Source organism: Streptomyces albiaxialis, assembly GCF_039530985.1.
Classification (GTDB): Bacteria; Actinomycetota; Actinomycetes; order Streptomycetales; family Streptomycetaceae; genus Streptomyces; species Streptomyces albiaxialis.
In genome coordinates, this window is record NZ_BAAAPE010000012.1 from 167,153 (window position 1) to 184,153 (window position 17,001).

The following is a 17,001-nucleotide window of genomic DNA, read 5'->3' on the forward strand; positions in this document are numbered from 1 at the left end:
TGGGGGGGTACTCACGGCATGGTGTCTGACCTGGGAAGACGACGCCACTGCGCCGTGCAAGGCGGTCACATGCCGACGCGCGTGGTGCGTACCGATGAGACCAGTCACCTCTACATCTAGGCGGGTCTACGCTGGCCCCATGGCTGAGCACATCGGACTGCGCCTCAGGCAACTACGTAAGAGCGCCGGTCTCACTCAGGAACAGCTAGCCGAACGAGCCGACGTGTCCGTTGATGTGATTGCGCGGCTCGAACAACGACGCAAGCACTCAGCTCGTCTTCCCACCCTCCATGCGCTTGCTCACGGCATCGGCGTGGAAGTCACCGCTCTCATGGGAGACCCACCCGGTATTCAGGCGAACGGGTCGGCTGATCCGCCTCAACTCGTGGCTGTGCGACGTGCGATCATGCCCCCGCTCATCGGCATGCCGCCTGAGCCTGCCGACGCCGGAAACCTGTCCCTGGCATCTGTACGGGAAGAACTGGGGGAGGGCTGGACTCTCTACCATTCCGCTGCGTTTGAAGACCTAATGACAGTGCTTCCCGGGACGATTACGAACGCTCGGCTCCTGGCATCCGTCGGGACTGCTGACCAACGTGCGGCGGGGCAGGCTGCGTTGGGTAAGGCGTTGCAGCTCGGCGGGCATCTCGCTATCCGCTTGGGAAAATCTGACCTGGCTCTCACGAGTCTGGAACGGGCCTACACCGCAGCGGGCGAGTCTTCTGATCCACTGCTGGCACCGATGATCTCCAACTCTGTGGCATGGGCATACCAGCGACAGAATCGCCTCGACGACGCCACGGGACTAGCCGTGTACGCGGCTGATGGGGTCGAACGAGATCGGATAGAAAGCACGGAACAGCTTCGGGTCTGGGGCGGTCTGATCATGTCGGCCGCAACGAGTGCTGCCCGCAGCGGTGACTACACCCAAGCCGACACCATGATGACGACCGCCGAAAAGGCGACGGAGAACCTGGCGAAGCTCCCGCCTCCTGAGGACGGCCGCATGGTGAGCGTCTTCAACAGGTCGTCCGTCCGTATCGAAAGGGTGCGTCTGGCCGTTCAGCACGGGCGGCCGGAAGAGGCGATCGGTCTTGCCAAGGGAATGCGGCTGTCACAGGACACACCGCCTTCCTGGCGGACGTGGCTCCTGCTGGACGTGGCGCGGGCGTACACCGACGTAGGCAACGCGGAGAGCGCCGTCAAGACGCTGGAATCCTTGCGCCGAATGGCTCCGGGTTGGATGAGGCACCACACGCTAGCCGTGGCGATCGTGACCGACTTGTGGAACAGGCCGAACCACCCCCCCGGCTTGCGGTCGCTCGCACGATTTCTGGGTGTCGCCGAATAGCGTTGCAAAACTAGGCCGTTGCGTCCCTGGGACGGTCCGTTGAGCCCCCCTACGTTCGATCCTGTCCAGCTCACCCAACGTGCGGGGACAGTCACCATGACGAACGCAAGGACCGGCGACGACGGTAGCCGTATGACGATGCGCCTGGGGCAGGTGCGAGCGGACCGGGTTACGGATGACGGCAACTCGGTAGTTGCGTGGGGCCCTTCCCGGGAGGTCAGTTCGGACCGTACTCCGGGCGCGATGTGGTCAATGCGATACCCGGAGTGCAAGTGTCCGGCGCCGGACTGCCCCGATCGTGCGGGCGGCTCCGCACCGATTTCCGTGCCTGGCGCGTCGTCGTCCCGCAGCGTGCGCAACGCGGCGGGGGTGTCGGCGTGAGTTCGGCTGGTGGGCGCGGCTGTGCAGTGTGCCGTATCGGGAACCCTGTGTCGGCCTACCCGTTGCCTGCGTGGGTGAAGGGCGAACAGATCTTGCTGTGTACCGCCCACGGTGAGTTGTTCACCCCGGCGCAGCGGCGGGCCATGACGGAGGGGGAGACGATTCCCGAGGCCATTGCGGCGTTGTGCACCCTGCATTCCGAGGCGGCGCACGCGCGGGCGTACCGGGAGGACGCCTGCGAACTGGCACCGACTCTCGGTCACGGGTGGTGCGTGGGGTGCCATGCGTTCGTGCCGGAAGCGATGACCATTGCGCTCGTCGAGAGCGGGTCGGGCCCCGGCGGGACCGTGCTGGCGTGCGTGCCGCACGCTCAGGAGTTCTCCACGCTGACGATCGCTCCTGACTGGCTGCGGGCTGATCTGGCCCGCCTCGATGAGGAACGCGCGTCCCGTCTGGGCAGCGCGAGCTAGCGCCGTCTCCCCTCCCCTCCTCGGGCCCGGCAATTCTTCGATTCTTCCTACGAAAGGGCTGTGTCGTAGTGACGTCTGCCGTGCAATCCGCGTACGAAAGCCTGCCGCCTACTTCGGCCCGCCTGTACCGGCTGGTGGGGGTGGAGGCGCCGCCGCTGCTGGATCCGGCGGCTGCCGCCGTGCTGGGTGAGCTGAGCCAGGATGCAGCGTCCGGTCACCTGCGGGTGCTGGCCGATGCCGGGCTGCTGGCCGAACGCCATGACCAGCCCTGGCTGGGGCCCTGCTACCGGATGACGCACCCTGTGCTGCGTCACGCGCGGCGGTGTGCCGCCGAGGCGGAGAGCGACGATGCCGTGCGCGACGCCATGGGGCGCTGGGTGCGGTGGCTGCTGGCGACCTTCACCCGTGCCGAACGTCTCATCACCCCCGATCACCGGGAGCTGGACCGGGACGTGGCCGGTGCCCCCGGCTGGCCGGATTTCCGGGATGAGGCCGGGGCGCTGGAATGGCTCACGGCCCGGCAAGACGACCTGAGGACGGCCGTGTACGTGGCGGCTGAGTACGGGTGGGATGAGTTGGTGTGGCAGCTCGTTCATGCGGCCTGGCCGCTGTTCCAGCGCATCCGCCCCCTGGCTTTATGGGTGGAGCTGCTGGAACAGGGCTTGGCCGCTGCGCGGCGGACGGGGGACCGGCTGGCGCAGCGCGAGATGCTGACCGCCTCCGTGGGCGTTCTGCGGGGCCTGCACCGTTACGGCGGGGCCGCTGTGCGTGCCAGCGAAGCGCTCACGCTGGCGCGGGAGGATTCAGACTCCCTCGCGGAAGCTCAGGCCCTGCACGGGCTGGGAGCCTGCCACCACGCACGGGGAGAAGAGCCGGTGGCGCTGGCTGTGCTGGGTGAGGCCATGGAGATCCGCCGGGGCCTGGGCTACACGCGCGGGGTAGGTCTCTCCCGCCTCGTTGTGGGGCTGGTTCACCTGGAAGCGGAACGGCCCATGGACGCCATGGCACAACTGGCCGTCGCGCGGGAGGAGTTGGAAGAGGCAGAAGACCGGTTCAACGCGGCTCGTGCGCTCGCCTGGCTCGGCCGCGCGCACTCCCGGGCCGGGCGCCCGGATGCCGCCTTCCGGCTCGGGAGCGAGGCTCTCGGGGAGTTCCGGGCCACTGGTTCACCCCCCTGGCAGGCTCGTGCCCTGTATCTGCTCGGCCAGAGCACCGAGGATCATCACGACTCGGAACGCGCAGTCCACCTGTACGCGCGGGCCGTCGCCTTAGCGGCTACCGCCAGTCCTTCCGACGTGGATCACTACACCGAGGCTCTCAACCGCGTCGCTGGAGGCGACGGGACATCTGCGGCTTCGGCTGAATCGGCGCCCGGGGACGGGCCGCCGTCATAGACCGGGGGCGGGGTTGACTGTGCACGCGGCCCCGCCCCCTCCGATCTCCCCACGGCCACGATCTGAGATTTCTTTCCTTCGGCTCGGATCGGCGCCGCCGAGTGGCACGAGGATTTCCGGTGTGATCCGCGTGTTGGGGAGAAGTGCCCCCGCCCCGGCTGCTGTTACCGAATCCGCTCGGGGCGGGGGCCGCTGGCCGGACAGCCACCCGGAAACGGGTCGCTGTCCTAGACCGGGGGCGGAGTTGCTGGCGTCGCATCCCCGTGAGACACACACCCAAGAGCCGGAACCCGGATCTGCCCGACCCCAACGGCAACCGGGCCGCCCGACGCGCCGCAGAGCGTGAAGCGAAGAAGAGAGACAAAAAGTAGCGCTCCTCGACGACGAAAACCCGGCATCCAAGGCCCATGGACCCCGCCTCTAAGAGGCGGGGTTCTTGCTCGTTCGCCGTTCGCCCCCGTCGGTCACGGTCTGGCGCTCGTCGTCGGCTGGCGGCGAGCCGACTCTACTCATCCGGATAAGTGGTTGACCGGATACATGGGTGGGTTGGAAGCTGTGCGGGTCCTGACGGGCGGCCCCCTCACGGGGGCACCGCCCGCTTCCATCGAACTGATGAGGAGTCAGTTTTGAACGCACGTAAGGGAATTCGGGCTCTGGTCGTTGCTGGCGTCGCGGTGCTGGGTCTGGGGACGGCGGGGGCGGCTACGGCTTCTGCCGCCTCGGCTGCGGCGGCTCCGGATGGCGGGGCGTCGTGGTCCTCGCCGGGGATCGCCTCGGTGACGGTGGATGGTCTGCGGGTGCGGACCGGTCCGGGCACCGCGTCCGGGGTGACGGGGCTGATCTATCAGGGGGACGAAGTTCAGGTCCTCGACTGGACGAACGACCGCACCGGCCAGCGCTGGAACCAGGTGATGCTCACCCGGGACTCCGGCGGCGGGCTGCCGGGCGGATACGTGGGCTGGGTGACCGACTCCTACCTGTACCGGTCGTGACGGCCGCGAGTGATCCGAGGGGGCGTCAGGTCGGCTGGCGCCTGTGTCTGAATCTGAGGAGAAACGATCATGGTCAGTGGTGCTGGACGGACGCGGGCGCGTCGGCTGGGCGGTGTGGCGGTGTGTGCGTCGGCGGCTGCGGTCGGAATGATCGCGGTCCCTTCGTCGGCGTCCGCGATGGAGGTTCCTTTGCCTCCGGGGGTCCCTGGGGTGATCACCCCGGCCCCCTACACCTCGACGGTGATGGATGACGGCCTGCGGGTGCGCACCGGGCCCGGTCGCGATCACGTCGCCCGGGGCCAGCTCTACGAGATGGACCGGGTCAAGATCACCCATTGCCGGGGCAAGTGGGCCCGGGTGCGGCTGACGGGCAAGAGTGCCGGAGGGCTGCCCCAGGGGACGCGGGGGTGGACGGCGGCGGAGTACCTGCTGCCGCGTCCGATTCCCGAGGCGACTCTGACGTTGCCGCCGGGCTGCTCGGACGCCCGCTGACGTCCCAATCCTTGGGAGATCTTTGAAAGATCCTTGCGGCCCCCTCCCAACCCATGGGAGGGGGCTGCATGTTGCTTGACTGCTCTTGAGCGGTCGGGTGTAGTTGTGCGCGTTGTTGCTGTAAGTGAACACTTGGTGACCGCTTCTCGGGGCATGCGGGGGATTCTTGCGCTGCCGACCTGGCACGACGGGGGTTGGCGCGCCTGTGCGCCGTGCGGTCGGAACCTGTAGGAGGTCGTTAGCTGATGCCGTCGCGCGGACTGTCCGGGGGCCCTGAACCGGAAGACGCGATGTGGGTGCGGGAGATCGATTACGTGGGCGCCTGGCAGGAGGCCAGCTCGGCGGCTGACCTGCTCAACGGTGCTTCCGGCGGTGCTGCTCGGGCGACTCCGCACGCGGGTCCGCGCGGAGAGGCCGTGGTCTGGCTGCGGCCCGACGATGCCCGCCGGATCGCCTCGACGCTGGCACGCATCGAGCTGCTGCGGGACTGCCCCATCCTGAGATCCGGCGACGCTCCGACCGAACACGAGGGCGGCACGGAGGAAGCGGCATGAGGCGGCGGCCCTTCCGGCCCGGCCACACCTGGCAGACCCGCCGAGGCTCGGCGGTGTGGGTCGAGAGCGACGCACGCGGAGAGGTGATCGTGTGTGACGGCTGCCCCCGCCCGATCATGGTCACCGGCGCCGGTCCCGCACGATTCGCCGCTGAAGATCACGCCCGCCGCTGCCGGAACTGACCAACTCCGGCTGCCTGAGGCACAGGCCCCGCCTTCCCCCCACGGAGCGCGGGGCCTTCGTCGTCTGCGCCCGATCGCCCGACCACACGGGGCTCGCCGGCTTGACATATGTGCACTTTTGTCCGATTCGCGGATCTGTTGCCGACAGGGCCACGGTCCGCACCTGGGGATACGAGCGTGGTGTTCTCACGCGCGCACGGCGGCCAGCCGAGACGATGCCCGCATTCGCGCGTGAGGACGCCACGCCTGGGCGGGGTCCAGGGGCGCGCTGTAGCGCCCCTGGTACCACCGGCCGGATGTGAAGGTCGTGACCGGCTGGAGAGAGCACGTGCGGGGCGCTGACGGCCTCGCGGGCCTCGCTGCCGGGCAAGGACGGGGCGCGGGTCCTGCTGTGGGCGCGCACGGCCTGGGGGCGAATCCGCGGGAGGGCGCCGGAACGCACAAGCCCCCGCTCGTGGCGGGGGTTTCTGGCTGCTGAGGGCCGGGTTGGCTGAGGCGGGCGGCCTGCCGACCGGGCAGGACCGGCCGTCAGGCCGCAGCCTGCCCGGGGCGGCAGGGGCCGCCCGGCGCGCGCCGTAGGCGCGCGCCCTTGAGCAAGTGAAGAAGAGTTACACCGATCATCGTCGCGGGCGGCTGGCGCGGCTCGGCCGGACCGGGAACACGAGGCGGTTGTGCGCTGCCGGGGCGCGCAGTTCCTCACACAGCAACGGCCTCTCGTCGGTGCCGTGCGTGATCCGGTACGTGATCAGGAGCGGGGAGGCGTCGGCGAGCGCGAGGGCCGTGCGCTCGTCCGGGTAGGGCGTGCGGGCCGTGACGTGCTCGGTCCAGGACAGAAGCTCACCGGCGGCGCTGAGCTGTCCATAGATCTCCTCGACCGGCGCGGCGGGCTCCTTCCCGAGAGCGGGCGCAAGGGCTGCCGTCGCCAGGGGAATGAGCATCCGGTGCGCGACGCGGGCGCCGGTGTCCGGGTCATAGAGCAGACGGTCAACGCTGAACGCGTCCTGGTCCTGACGGTCCATCAATTCACCGGGAAGACCGTCGAACGTCGTCCGGGACACGGCGGGATCCCCGGCTTCACCGAGGTCGCCGTGAACTTTCCACTTCTTGCCGCTGCGACTGATCGCCCGACTGATCTCGTGCGTCGGCCCTGGCCGTCCGCGCACGATGCTCCCCTTGCCTTGCCGCACATCGATCAGCCCCATACTGCGCAGTTCCCCGATGGCGGAACGCACCGTGTGCTTCCCGACGCCGTACCGGCGCACCATCTCCGCCTCGGACGGCAGAAGATCACCCGGCACGTACTTGCCCGCCTTGATCTCGTCGGCCACGCGTCGCGCGACCTGCATGTATCGCGGGGTCGGGGCCTCAAGGGGCTCGAAAGGCTCGGTTGCGGTATCGGGCACGTCTCCTCCTCGTCAGAGATCACTCGCACCGGCGGCTAGTCACTCACCAAGTTGCGTCCCCAGCCTCTCACTCCTCCACCCATCCGAATAAGCGGTTGACCTGATCCTGTCGCCACGGACTACTCTCCCCACCACTCATCCGGATAAGTGGATGACCGACAGGAGAGGTGAATATGCAGACCAAACCGATCGATGTCGCCCGGCTGGGCACCATCCGGTGCACCCTGGCGCCGGAGCCGCGCACGACCCCGGAGGGACTGCCGCGCACCGACCGCGACGGCAACGCCCAGTGGGTCACCGGCCTGGTGATCCGTGAGACGGAGCGGCGGCGTACGCACGCCATCGACGTCGTGACGATCGTGGAGCCGCGCGGCATCAGCGAGGGCGCGGAGGTCACCGTGACGGGCCTGACCGCTATCGACTGGGCGCAGGAGGGGCGCTCGGGCACGGCCTGGCGGGCCGAGACGATCACTCCGGCCGGTCCGGCTCCGGCGCCCGCTGCGGCTCCGGCCTCCGGCCCGGCTTCGGCTCCGGGTCGCAAGGGGGGTGACTCCTGATGGAGGAGACGCCCGGACTCTGGCGGCTCTCGGATGCTCAGGCGGACGGCTGCGCCTGCGTGGTGTGCGGCGTCGACTTCCTGCGGGTCGAGATCCTGCACAAGGAGGTCGGCGTAACCGAGCGGGGCCCCGTGTACGCCTGCCGGGGCGCGTGCAAGGACTACGTTGACGAAGCTCTCAAGCAGCTTCAGGAGGGCGGCACGACTCCGGCCCCCGACAGCGAGCAGGACGGGGACGGCGGCGACGCGATCGGCGCCCGCGCCGTGGTGCTCGGCGGTGACAACGAGTTCTGGCGGCTGCTGCGTGATCTTCGCGCGATGGCCGGAACCGAGGCGCTGCTGACCGTCACGGACGACGTGCCCACGATCAAATACCTGTTGAAACTGACGGCCCGTCATGCCAGCGATGCGGCCGACCGTGCCCGCCGGGTGCTGGCCGTGACCGGCGAGACGGACGCAGAGGGCCGGGACGCGGGCGAGGGTGAGCAGTGATGCCCGCCTCCCTTCTCGTCTGGAGCCTGACGGCGGTCATCCTCCTCGCCGTGCTGACTCAGCGCTGGTGGGAACCGAAGCTGGCCGCGCGCGGGGTCAACGTGCACGTCTACCCCTGGCGGTGGTGGCTGATCGGCTACCCCCGGGTGGCCTTCCGGATGTGGTGGACCTGGCGGCGGGTGTGCCACATCAACGGCCTGTCCGTCAGTTTCTCGCCGACTCAGCGGGTGATCGGCCGGAACCTCGTAGTGCAGGGCACGCCGCTGAAGCCCAAGACCCCGCTCATGGGTCTGCCCATGCCGACGCGCACGGGGCTGCGGGTCCGTGTCCGGCTCCACCCGGGCCAGACCCCGGCCCCGTACCTGGCGGCGGCGCACGCGATGGAACACGCCTGGGAGGTGCACACCGTCCGCGTCTCCTCGCCGGTGCGGGGAGAGGTGCTGATCTCGGTCATCCCTATGGATCCCCTCGGCCGTGAGGCGCTGCCCCCGGCCGAGGGGCCCGGGACGCTGGCCGTGCTCGTCGGACGCGTCGAGGATGACGCGCCCTGGGTGCTGGATCTGCGGCACACCCCGCATTGGCTGGTGACCGGGGCCACGCAGTCCGGGAAATCCACGCTCTTGTCCGCGCTGGTGCACGGGCTGGCCCGGCGGCGGGTCGCCCTCGTCGGCATCGACTGCAAAGGCGGGGTCGAACTCGGGCTGTACGCCCCCCGCCTCTCCGCGCTGGCGACCGACCGCACCGAGGCCATCCGCGTGCTGGGCTCCCTGGTCGAGCTGGTCCGCGACCGCATGCGGCTATGCCGGGCGGCCAGCGTGCGCAGCGTGTGGGACCTGCGAGTGGAAGACCAGCCCGTGCCCGTCGTGGTCCTGGTGGACGAGATAGCAGAGCTGTACCTGACGGACGGCACCAAGAAGGACCGAGAGGAAGCGGAACTGTGTGGCACGCTGCTGCTCCGCCTCGCCCAGCTCGGCGCCGCTCTCGGGGTGCATCTCGTGCTCGCCGGTCAGCGCGTCGGCTCCGACCTCGGGCCGAAAGTCACGGCGCTCCGCTCGCAGTTGGGCGGACGGGTCGCCCATCGTTCGCACGATTCCGCCTCGGCGGAAATGACCCTCGGGGACGTGAGCCCGGATGCGGTGGTCGTCGCGCAGTCCATTTCCGAGCACGAAAAGGGCGTCGCCGTGGTCACCACCACGGGCGGCCAGTGGATGCGCGCCCGGTCCAACCCGGTTCCCGCAAAGGACGCGGCGGCGGAAGCCGAACGCAATTCCAGCCTGACGCCCCCACTCCCTGGAATCGAACGCAAAACCCGTGTGATGGCAGGAGGTGAAACCGCCGGATGAACCAGTCATCCGTCATCGTCGTGGATCTGTTCCTGTGGCTGTTCGCATTCATGGTCGCCCGAAGTCGCGAAGTTCGCATATACCAGGTGATCTTCATCGCTCTAGCCGGATTCCTGCTCGGGCTGACCCCCTTCGGATACCCGGTCATGGCATTCGTGAAGACCACGTTCGTCGCCTTCGGGCTCTGACACCCCCTGTCCCAGCCGACGGGGATGCAAATTTCGGATCCTCGAATCCTGATATTGCGCCCGCGGGGCGATTCCAAAAGCATTCTCGCGTTCTCGTTCTCGAATTCACCGGAGACGTTCCATGACTGAAGCCAATCGGACCGCGATCCCCAGAGAAAGGGGGCCCCCGCAAGTGAACGGAAAGGCAGCGCGGCGCTCAGCCCTTGCTACGGCTGAGCGCCTGCGCTCCCTCTCCCTCACGGAGAGGGACATTCTCCGAGTAGTCCAAGACCCCTCATTCCCGCGCTGGCGGGAACAGATCAGATCCATCGGCGGATGCGAAAGCCCGGTCTACCTCACCGGCCACACCACCGTCCGCGACCGCGCTACCGGCGAAGTCCTCCGCCACTACGACACCTTCGGGGAACCCGGCGGACGCCTCGCCGTACGGTGCAAGAACCGCAGAGCCACCCGCTGCGCTCCCTGCTCCCGTCTCCACGCGGGCGACACATTCCAGCTCATCCGCTCCGGCCTGACCGGCGGGAAGGGCGTCCGGCCCCAAGTCGCTGACCACCCCCGGCTCTTCTTCACCCTCACCGCGCCCAGCTTCGGCGCCGTCCATCGCGCCGCGTCCGGGAAGCCCTGCCGCCCCCGGCGCGACGGCGGCCGGTGCGAGCACGGGCGGCCCGTCGGCTGCGGCCAGCGCCACCCGGACGATGACGCCCTTGTCGGCAAGCCGCTGTGCCGTGCCTGCTACGACTACACCGCTCACGTGCTGTGGCACGCCTATGCCGGGCGGCTGTGGAACCGCGTCTGCGACGGCGTGCGGCGCCGTCTCGCAACAGCAGTCGGTATCACTCAGTCACGACTGCGCCGTCACGCGCGGCTCTCCTTCGCCAAGGTCGCCGAGTACCAGCGGCGCGGCGCCGTCCACTTCCATGCCGTCGTCCGTCTCGACGGCCCTGACGGACCCCAGACGCCTCCCCCGGCCTGGGGCACGCACGAGCTGCTGACGGCCGCCGTACGGGCCGCTGCGGCCTCCGTGAGCGTCACGACGGCCTACTCACCTGCCACCGGCGAACACGTCATCCGATGGGGCAACCAACTCGACGTCCATCCCATCCGGTCCCACACCGCATTCACGCACAAGGACGTCACAGATGACGCCGTTGCCGCGTACGTCGCCAAATACATATCCAAGTCCGTGGCCGACTCTGCGGGCGGCATCGATTACCGCATTACCGAATACACCAGCATCCAACTCGCCCCCGTAGACGGCCACATACGCGCCCTCATGGCCACCTGCTGGCGCCTCGGCGGACTCCCCGAATTCTCCCCCCTTCACCTACGCACATGGACTCACACCCTCGGATATCGAGGACACGCACTTACCAAATCCCGCCACTACTCGACAACCTACGAAGCACTTCGCACCGAACGGATTATTCACTCCGGGGGCGTTTCTACCGACACGAACACTCCAAATAGCTCGATCGAATCAGCCTGGCGCTTTGCTGGATCCGGCTACACCATGGCGGAAGCAGAAATTGCAGCCGGAGTTCTAGAAGAAGTCACGCTCTCACGTAAAATCGCTCAGGAGTATGGGCGATGATTCGGCACAGCTCCAACATCTCGGGAATCTTCCGGTTCGGGCGTTGCGTGGCTAGTCGGCTCGATATTAAAGACAAGTGGCGAATTGAAGTTGACTCCGCTGCGAGAGCGCTTAAAACAATTAGAGCTATTGGCGGGACTCAAGAAAGTAGCGACAACCCCATCTCAGTAGCCTTGAATACCAGCTCGGTTCTTGTACTCATCGAGCCGGAATGGATTTCATTCGACATGACACTCTGGGGGCCAAAAGGGCTGCGGCATCATTGCGACGGAACGTCGATCATTTCCCCTAAGGGGAAACAGGGTAATCCCTGCGGGTGCCCCTCTACGTTCACTGAACGAAAGAAGAGAGCGAAACTTGGAACCGGGCCGCAAGTAAATACTGTGATCCTGTTTAACCTAGCCGCAGCTCCGGAGATTGGGCTCTTCAGATTCCAATCACCCTCTTGGAGATTTGCCGAATCGATTCCGGGATTCCGGAGTGAATTACCCGAAACGCAAGGCTCAACCTTCTGCGAACTATCCATTCAGCCGATCGAATTCACGAGTAGCCAGGACAGGAAAGTCACGTACCTCGCGCCCGAAATAAGAATAGTCGGCCGAGATAAAGAATGAATGCGCGCCCCCGGATGAAGTGATACCGGGGGCGCGCATTCTTGGGTTCGCTCAGTTGAACTCGGCGCCTTATTCTTCGTCTTCCCCTGGGCGGGCAAATTCAATAGTTGCCCGCGTCTCTGCCGGGCTTCCTCTTCCCTTTTCCGGAGACTTTCTAACCACTACGTCGTCAATGAAGATATCTACGAGTTCACGCCGTTCTGCCACCGATGCTGATTCCCACCACGATCCTTCCCCGATCGGGTCTACTTCCGGGGCATCTGGCGCTAGCCACAGATGAATAGGAAGACGAGGGGTGGCGCTCTCCTCAAGCGCCGCTATTCGCCCCTCAAGGCTTTCCATGGATTCGACTAGCCGCGCTTTCCTCTTCAGGAATCGGCGACGCCCGACCGGGTCGTCATAATCTCCGGCTTCCTCTCGGTCGTACAGGAACTCAAGCGTCTGTTTGGCGTCGGCTCGTTCTGCGAGCAGGCTTCTCCGTTCGCCTAGAAGTTCAGGACGCTCATTCTGTACCGCGTATCTTCTTGCAGCTTCCGCCAGAATATCTGCCGTGTCGGGGTCGTCTTCAGCAGTCGCGATCACGGCGAATATTCGTCGGGCGACAAATTCGTCTAGCCCTTTCTGGCTGATAGTGCATTCGCCCTCGTGCTGCCCCGGGAGAATCTTCCTCCGGCGACACCGATAGGAAGCCTTGTGAGGGTTCTCCGTGCGACTGGAAGTCATGACGGCTCCACAGTCACAATGGAGTTTATCCATGGCACTGAGAAGCGCTTGACCTCGCGACAAACCCTTTCCCTGCCCTCGCCCGTCAAGCCATTCTTGAAGCTCATACCATTCTGCTGGCGGAATCGCTGCCTTGTACTTCTCGATCGGCTCCATCGTTTCGGGGTCGCGATCAATTCGGTAACCCTCGATCTGGCTTGTGAGGCGACCCCCTTCATCGCGCTTATAGATTGGCGTTGCCGAGAATCCCGCAATACGGGGGTCCCGGAGAACCCTCATGACAGTCTTAGGATCCCAAGCGCTGTCCTTGGTCTCCTTTCCTGTGGTCTGCCCGCGCGTAGGAACGCCAGTAGCATTCATCGTCTTGCAAATTCCGGTGAGTGACCCAGGGTGCTTACGGCTTGGCCCCGGAATATAGGGCGTGTCCTTATGCCTCTTGATTGTCCGCCAGATATCGGCGATTACCCCGAATTCAAAGTCATCAGGCTCCAAGAGCTGAATGACAATAGGCTTCCCATCGTCGCCCGTGACTGTCAGTTCCTTAAAGCGGAATCCGTAGGGAGGCTTCCCGCCCACGTAGCCACCCAATGCGCGGGCCTTATTCTTGGCGTTGCTTACAGCATTGCTCTTGTTCTTACTTTCACCGAAAGCCTGGTCAAGGCGCATGATCAGATGGATTAGATCCATCAGGTTGCCTCGGCGGAACTCTCCCTCTGTGACGCTCACGATCGTGACACCGAGATTCAACAGCTCCGTGACGATCGGGATTGCGTCAAGCGTATCCATACGCGACAGCCGACTGATGTAGTAGACGATGATCAGATTGATTCGGCCTTCGCGGCAGTCTTTCAGGAGTCGATCGAAATCCGGCCGTTCATCGCCAGTAAAGGCAGAAATGCCGAGGTCTTCGTACTGCGTAATGCTGTCGGCATTCCTCTTTTCTGCTTCTTCCGTGCCTGCTTCCCGTTGGGTGACGGTACTGATCTCAGACTTGTTGCCTCTGGCGGACGACTGCCGCGCGTACACCCCAGCGTGTACAGCCATGCCCCGGACCACTCCTGACCTGCTCATACAGCGAACCTCTCGGGTCGATCATGGGGGAACTCCCCCAACTGACGGAACCCTTGGGCTCGCCCGGCGCGTACTCCACCTCACCCATCTGGTCCATCATGATGAACGGGTCGAGGTGCCGGTAGTGGATCCCCGCGAACGCGCGGCGCACGGGGAAACCTTCCCCCTCGAAGCCGCTCGGCGCGGTCGAGACGGCGAGCACGGGGCGCGGCGCCACGGCCTCGGGCCCGTCCGCCCGGGGGACGGGTACGCGCGGCAGCGCGAGCGGGTTCTCAACGGTGATCGCGGGCATGGTGGCCTCCTGTGACCGGGTTCCCCGTAATTTTAGTTGAACGCTTAACAACTACGGCCCACGGGGGCATTCCCGAAGGGCGGGGCGAGGGCGGGAAGGGCGGGAAGCAGGCGGCGGGAAGGGGGCGGCGAGAGGCGGGCAAGAAGAAGCGGCCCGGGGGTGTCCGTACGTTCCGCTTCGATCCGTTCCGTACACCCGTCCCGAGCCGCGCTCCAGGAGGATCCGAGTCCTCAGCCGTACATACGGCGCATGGCGAAGTCGACCATCTCCTCGACCGCCTTCGCGTCGAAGACCACGCGGTGCTCGCCCTCCATGTCGAGCACGAATCCGTATCCGGACGGGAGGAGGTCGAGAACCTCGGCGCCCGTGATCACGAAATACTTCGACTCCTTGCCCGCGTAGGCGCGCAGCTCCTTGAGCGTGCTGAACATCGGGATCACCGGCTGCTGGGTGTTGTGCAGTGCGAGGAACCCGGGATTGTCGCCACGCGGGCAGTAGACCTTGGAGGTGGAGAAGACGCCCTGGAAGTCCTCGGGGGACATCGCGCCCGTGGTGAAGGCGCGGACCGCCTCCTGGAGGGAGGGCGGGGACGGCTCGGGGTAGAGCGGCTGCTGCTGGGCGCCGGGGTCCGGCTGACCGTACGGGGGCGGCGCACCCTGTGGCGCCCCGTGGGCACCATGAGCACCATGGGCGCCGTACGGCGGGGGCTGCTGATAGCCGTGCGCGCCATGCTGGCCGTGCTGGCCGTGCTGCCCCTGCCCCTGCCCGGAGGCGGCGGTCTGGTCGTAGCCGTACATGCGGAAAGCGTAACCAGTCACAGATGGGCGGTGAGGGGTTGCACCTTATTACCGACGGGTAGCATCATCAGTACGACTACTGACAAGTACGAGCGAGCCTTACGGAGCCGTCGCCATGGGGCACTACAAGTCGAATCTCCGCGACATCGAGTTCAACCTCTTCGAGGTCCTCGGCCGCGACACGGTGTACGGCACCGGACCGTTCGCCGAGATGGACGTCGAGACCGCCAAGAGCGTGCTGAGCGAGATCGCGCGCCTTTCGGAGAACGAGCTGGCCGCGTCCTACGAGGACGCCGACCGCAACCCGCCGGTCTTCGACCCGGAGACCCACACCGCGCCGGTCCCCGCCTCCTTCAAGAAGAGCTACCAGGCCTACATGGACGCCGAGTGGTGGCGCCTGGGCATCCCGGAGGAGATCGGCGGCACCACCGCGCCGCGCTCGCTGCTGTGGGGCTTCGCCGAGACGATCCTCGGCTCCAACCCGGCCATCTGGATGTACGCCTCCGGGCCGGCCTTCGCCGGCGTCCTCTACGAAGAGGGCACCGAGGAGCAGCACAAGATCGCGCAGCTCATGGCCGAGAAGCAGTGGGGCTCCACCATGGTGCTGACCGAGCCCGACGCGGGCTCGGACGTCGGCGCGGGCCGCACCAAGGCCACCCAGCAGGACGACGGCTCCTGGCACATCGAGGGCGTGAAGCGCTTCATCACCTCCGGTGAGCACGACATGTCCGAGAACATCGTGCACTTCGTCCTCGCCCGCCCCGAGGGCCACGGCCCCGGCACCAAGGGCCTCTCGCTCTTCATCGTTCCCAAGTACGACTTCGACTGGGAGACCGGCGAGCTGGGCGAGCGCAACGGCGCCTACGCGACGAACGTCGAGCACAAGATGGGCCTCAAGGCCTCCAACACCTGCGAGATGACCTTCGGCGCCGTCGACGGCAAGCCCGCCAAGGGCTGGCTGCTCGGCGAGAAGCACGACGGCATCCGCCAGATGTTCAAGATCATCGAGTTCGCGCGGATGATGGTCGGCACGAAGGCCATCGCGACGCTGTCCACGGGCTACCTCAACGCCCTGGAGTACGCCAAGGAGCGCGTCCAGGGCGCCGACCTCGCCCAGTTCACGGACAAGACCGCGCCGCGCGTCACCATCACCCACCACCCCGACGTGCGCCGCGCGCTGCTCACGCAGAAGGCGTACGCCGAGGGCATGCGCGCCCTCGTCCTCTACACCGCCACCGTCCAGGACGAGATCCTCGTCAAGGAGCACAACGGCGAGGACGCCTCCGCCGCGACCCGCCTGAACGACCTGCTCCTGCCCATCGTCAAGGGCTACGGCTCCGAGAAGTCCTACGAGCAGCTCGCCCAGTCCCTCCAGACCCTGGGCGGCTCGGGCTACCTCCAGGAGTACCCGGTCGAGCAGTACATCCGCGACTCCAAGATCGACACCCTCTACGAGGGCACCACCGCGATCCAGGGCCAGGACTTCTTCTTCCGCAAGGTCGTCCGCGACCAGGGCCAGGCGCTCACCGCCCTGTCGGAGGAGATCAAGAAGTTCCTCGCCGAGGCGAGCGGCGGCGAGGAGCTGGCGGGCGCCCGCGACCAGCTCGCCAAGTCCGCCGCCGACCTGGAGGCCATCGTCGGCACCATGCTGACGGACCTCGCGGCCACCGAGAAGGACGTCAAGTCCATCTACAAGGTCGGGCTCAACACCACCCGCTTCCTGATGGCCTCGGGCGACGTCGTCATCGGCTACCTGCTGCTGCGCGGCGCCGCCGTCGCCGCCGAGAAGCTGGCCACGGCCTCGCCGAAGGACGTGCCGTTCTACCAGGGCAAGATCGCCGCCGCGAAGTTCTTCGCCGCGAACGTCCTCCCGGGCGTCGCGGTCCAGCGCGAACTGGCCGACGACGTCGACCTCTCGGTGATGGAGCTGGACGAAGCGGCGTTCTGACACGCGCCGCGCACGGACCCGGTCGGGGACGGACCGAGGGCCGAGAGCTCCCGCAAGGGGCACTCGGCCCTCGGTCGTGTGTGCGGAACCGCCACTTGAGCGCGGGCGGACGCCTTGCGGGAGGGGAGTGCGGGAGCGGCTTGTGGGAGGCGAGTGCGGGAGCGGCT

General features: G+C 66.7%; 16 protein-coding genes and 1 pseudogene. 13 read left to right on the top strand and 4 right to left on the bottom strand.

The window, feature by feature from the left end:
• Nucleotides 1-139: 139 nt before the first annotated feature.
• The 6 genes from ABD343_RS23055 (at nucleotide 140) to ABD343_RS23080 (ending at nucleotide 5,634) form a co-directional block, all read left to right on the top strand.
• Nucleotides 140-1,351, top strand: a complete 1,212-nt coding sequence (locus ABD343_RS23055; protein WP_344531202.1) for a helix-turn-helix domain-containing protein — start codon at nucleotides 140-142, stop codon at nucleotides 1,349-1,351.
• A 455-nt stretch (nucleotides 1,352-1,806) separates the two neighbouring features.
• The gene (locus ABD343_RS23060) at nucleotides 1,807-2,202 is read left to right on the top strand and encodes a hypothetical protein (RefSeq protein ID WP_344531203.1); all 396 of its coding nucleotides are present in this window, start codon (nucleotides 1,807-1,809) and stop codon (nucleotides 2,200-2,202) included.
• Between the two features lie 68 nt (nucleotides 2,203-2,270).
• Nucleotides 2,271-3,596 carry a hypothetical protein gene (locus tag ABD343_RS23065; protein WP_344531204.1) on the top strand — a complete coding sequence of 442 codons (1,326 nt, stop codon included), beginning with the start codon at nucleotides 2,271-2,273 and terminating at the stop codon, nucleotides 3,594-3,596.
• A 776-nt stretch (nucleotides 3,597-4,372) separates the two neighbouring features.
• Nucleotides 4,373-4,588: an SH3 domain-containing protein gene (locus ABD343_RS23070; RefSeq protein ID WP_344531205.1), complete on the top strand. Its 216-nt coding sequence runs from the start codon at nucleotides 4,373-4,375 to the stop codon at nucleotides 4,586-4,588.
• Nucleotides 4,589-4,798: 210 nt separating this feature from the next.
• Nucleotides 4,799-5,080, top strand: coding sequence for an SH3 domain-containing protein (locus tag ABD343_RS23075; protein WP_344531206.1), 282 nt, complete (start codon nucleotides 4,799-4,801; stop codon nucleotides 5,078-5,080).
• 245 nt (nucleotides 5,081-5,325) lie between these two features.
• On the top strand, nucleotides 5,326-5,634 hold the full coding sequence (locus tag ABD343_RS23080) for a hypothetical protein (RefSeq protein ID WP_344531207.1): 309 nt from the start codon (nucleotides 5,326-5,328) through the stop codon (nucleotides 5,632-5,634).
• A 799-nt stretch (nucleotides 5,635-6,433) separates the two neighbouring features.
• On the opposite strand, the gene ABD343_RS23085 is transcribed toward ABD343_RS23080, so the two are convergent.
• Nucleotides 6,434-7,219: a GntR family transcriptional regulator gene (locus tag ABD343_RS23085; RefSeq protein WP_344531208.1), complete on the bottom strand. Its 786-nt coding sequence runs from the start codon at nucleotides 7,217-7,219 to the stop codon at nucleotides 6,434-6,436.
• Nucleotides 7,220-7,392: 173 nt separating this feature from the next.
• Between ABD343_RS23085 and ABD343_RS23090 the strand changes: the two genes are divergently transcribed.
• The 6 genes from ABD343_RS23090 to ABD343_RS41025 all read left to right on the top strand — a co-directional run bounded on the left by ABD343_RS23090 (nucleotide 7,393) and on the right by ABD343_RS41025 (nucleotide 12,003).
• Nucleotides 7,393-7,776, top strand: a complete 384-nt coding sequence (locus ABD343_RS23090; RefSeq protein ID WP_344531209.1) for a hypothetical protein — start codon at nucleotides 7,393-7,395, stop codon at nucleotides 7,774-7,776.
• Nucleotides 7,776-8,267 (top strand): hypothetical protein, encoded by a 492-nt coding sequence (locus ABD343_RS23095; protein ID WP_344531210.1) that lies wholly within the window; start codon nucleotides 7,776-7,778, stop codon nucleotides 8,265-8,267. The genes ABD343_RS23090 and ABD343_RS23095 overlap by 1 nt, the downstream gene beginning before the upstream one ends.
• Nucleotides 8,267-9,610 carry an FtsK/SpoIIIE domain-containing protein gene (locus ABD343_RS23100; RefSeq protein WP_344531316.1) on the top strand — a complete coding sequence of 448 codons (1,344 nt, stop codon included), beginning with the start codon at nucleotides 8,267-8,269 and terminating at the stop codon, nucleotides 9,608-9,610. Before ABD343_RS23095 ends, ABD343_RS23100 begins: the two co-directional genes overlap by 1 nt.
• Nucleotides 9,607-9,798, top strand: coding sequence for a hypothetical protein (locus tag ABD343_RS23105; protein WP_344531211.1), 192 nt, complete (start codon nucleotides 9,607-9,609; stop codon nucleotides 9,796-9,798). The genes ABD343_RS23100 and ABD343_RS23105 overlap by 4 nt, the downstream gene beginning before the upstream one ends.
• 121 nt (nucleotides 9,799-9,919) lie before the next feature.
• Entirely contained in the window at nucleotides 9,920-11,389 is a 1,470-nt protein-coding gene (locus tag ABD343_RS23110; protein ID WP_344531212.1) for a replication initiator, read from the top strand.
• The gene (locus ABD343_RS41025) at nucleotides 11,386-12,003 is read left to right on the top strand and encodes a recombination directionality factor (protein ID WP_425578246.1); all 618 of its coding nucleotides are present in this window, start codon (nucleotides 11,386-11,388) and stop codon (nucleotides 12,001-12,003) included. Before ABD343_RS23110 ends, ABD343_RS41025 begins: the two co-directional genes overlap by 4 nt.
• Before the next feature lie 69 nt (nucleotides 12,004-12,072).
• On the opposite strand, the gene ABD343_RS23115 is transcribed toward ABD343_RS41025, so the two are convergent.
• From ABD343_RS23115 to ABD343_RS23125, 3 genes and pseudogenes are all read right to left on the bottom strand, one after another.
• The gene (locus ABD343_RS23115) at nucleotides 12,073-13,770 is read right to left on the bottom strand and encodes a recombinase family protein (RefSeq protein ID WP_344531213.1); all 1,698 of its coding nucleotides are present in this window, start codon (nucleotides 13,768-13,770) and stop codon (nucleotides 12,073-12,075) included.
• 73 nt (nucleotides 13,771-13,843) lie between these two features.
• Nucleotides 13,844-14,089, bottom strand: a pseudogene (locus ABD343_RS23120) (pirin family protein); the annotation flags it as partial.
• Between the two features lie 230 nt (nucleotides 14,090-14,319).
• Entirely contained in the window at nucleotides 14,320-14,886 is a 567-nt protein-coding gene (locus ABD343_RS23125) for an SseB family protein (RefSeq protein ID WP_344531214.1), read from the bottom strand.
• Nucleotides 14,887-15,001: 115 nt separating this feature from the next.
• Between ABD343_RS23125 and ABD343_RS23130 the strand changes: the two genes are divergently transcribed.
• Entirely contained in the window at nucleotides 15,002-16,834 is a 1,833-nt protein-coding gene (locus ABD343_RS23130; RefSeq protein WP_344531215.1) for an acyl-CoA dehydrogenase, read from the top strand.
• Nucleotides 16,835-17,001 lie beyond the last annotated feature (167 nt).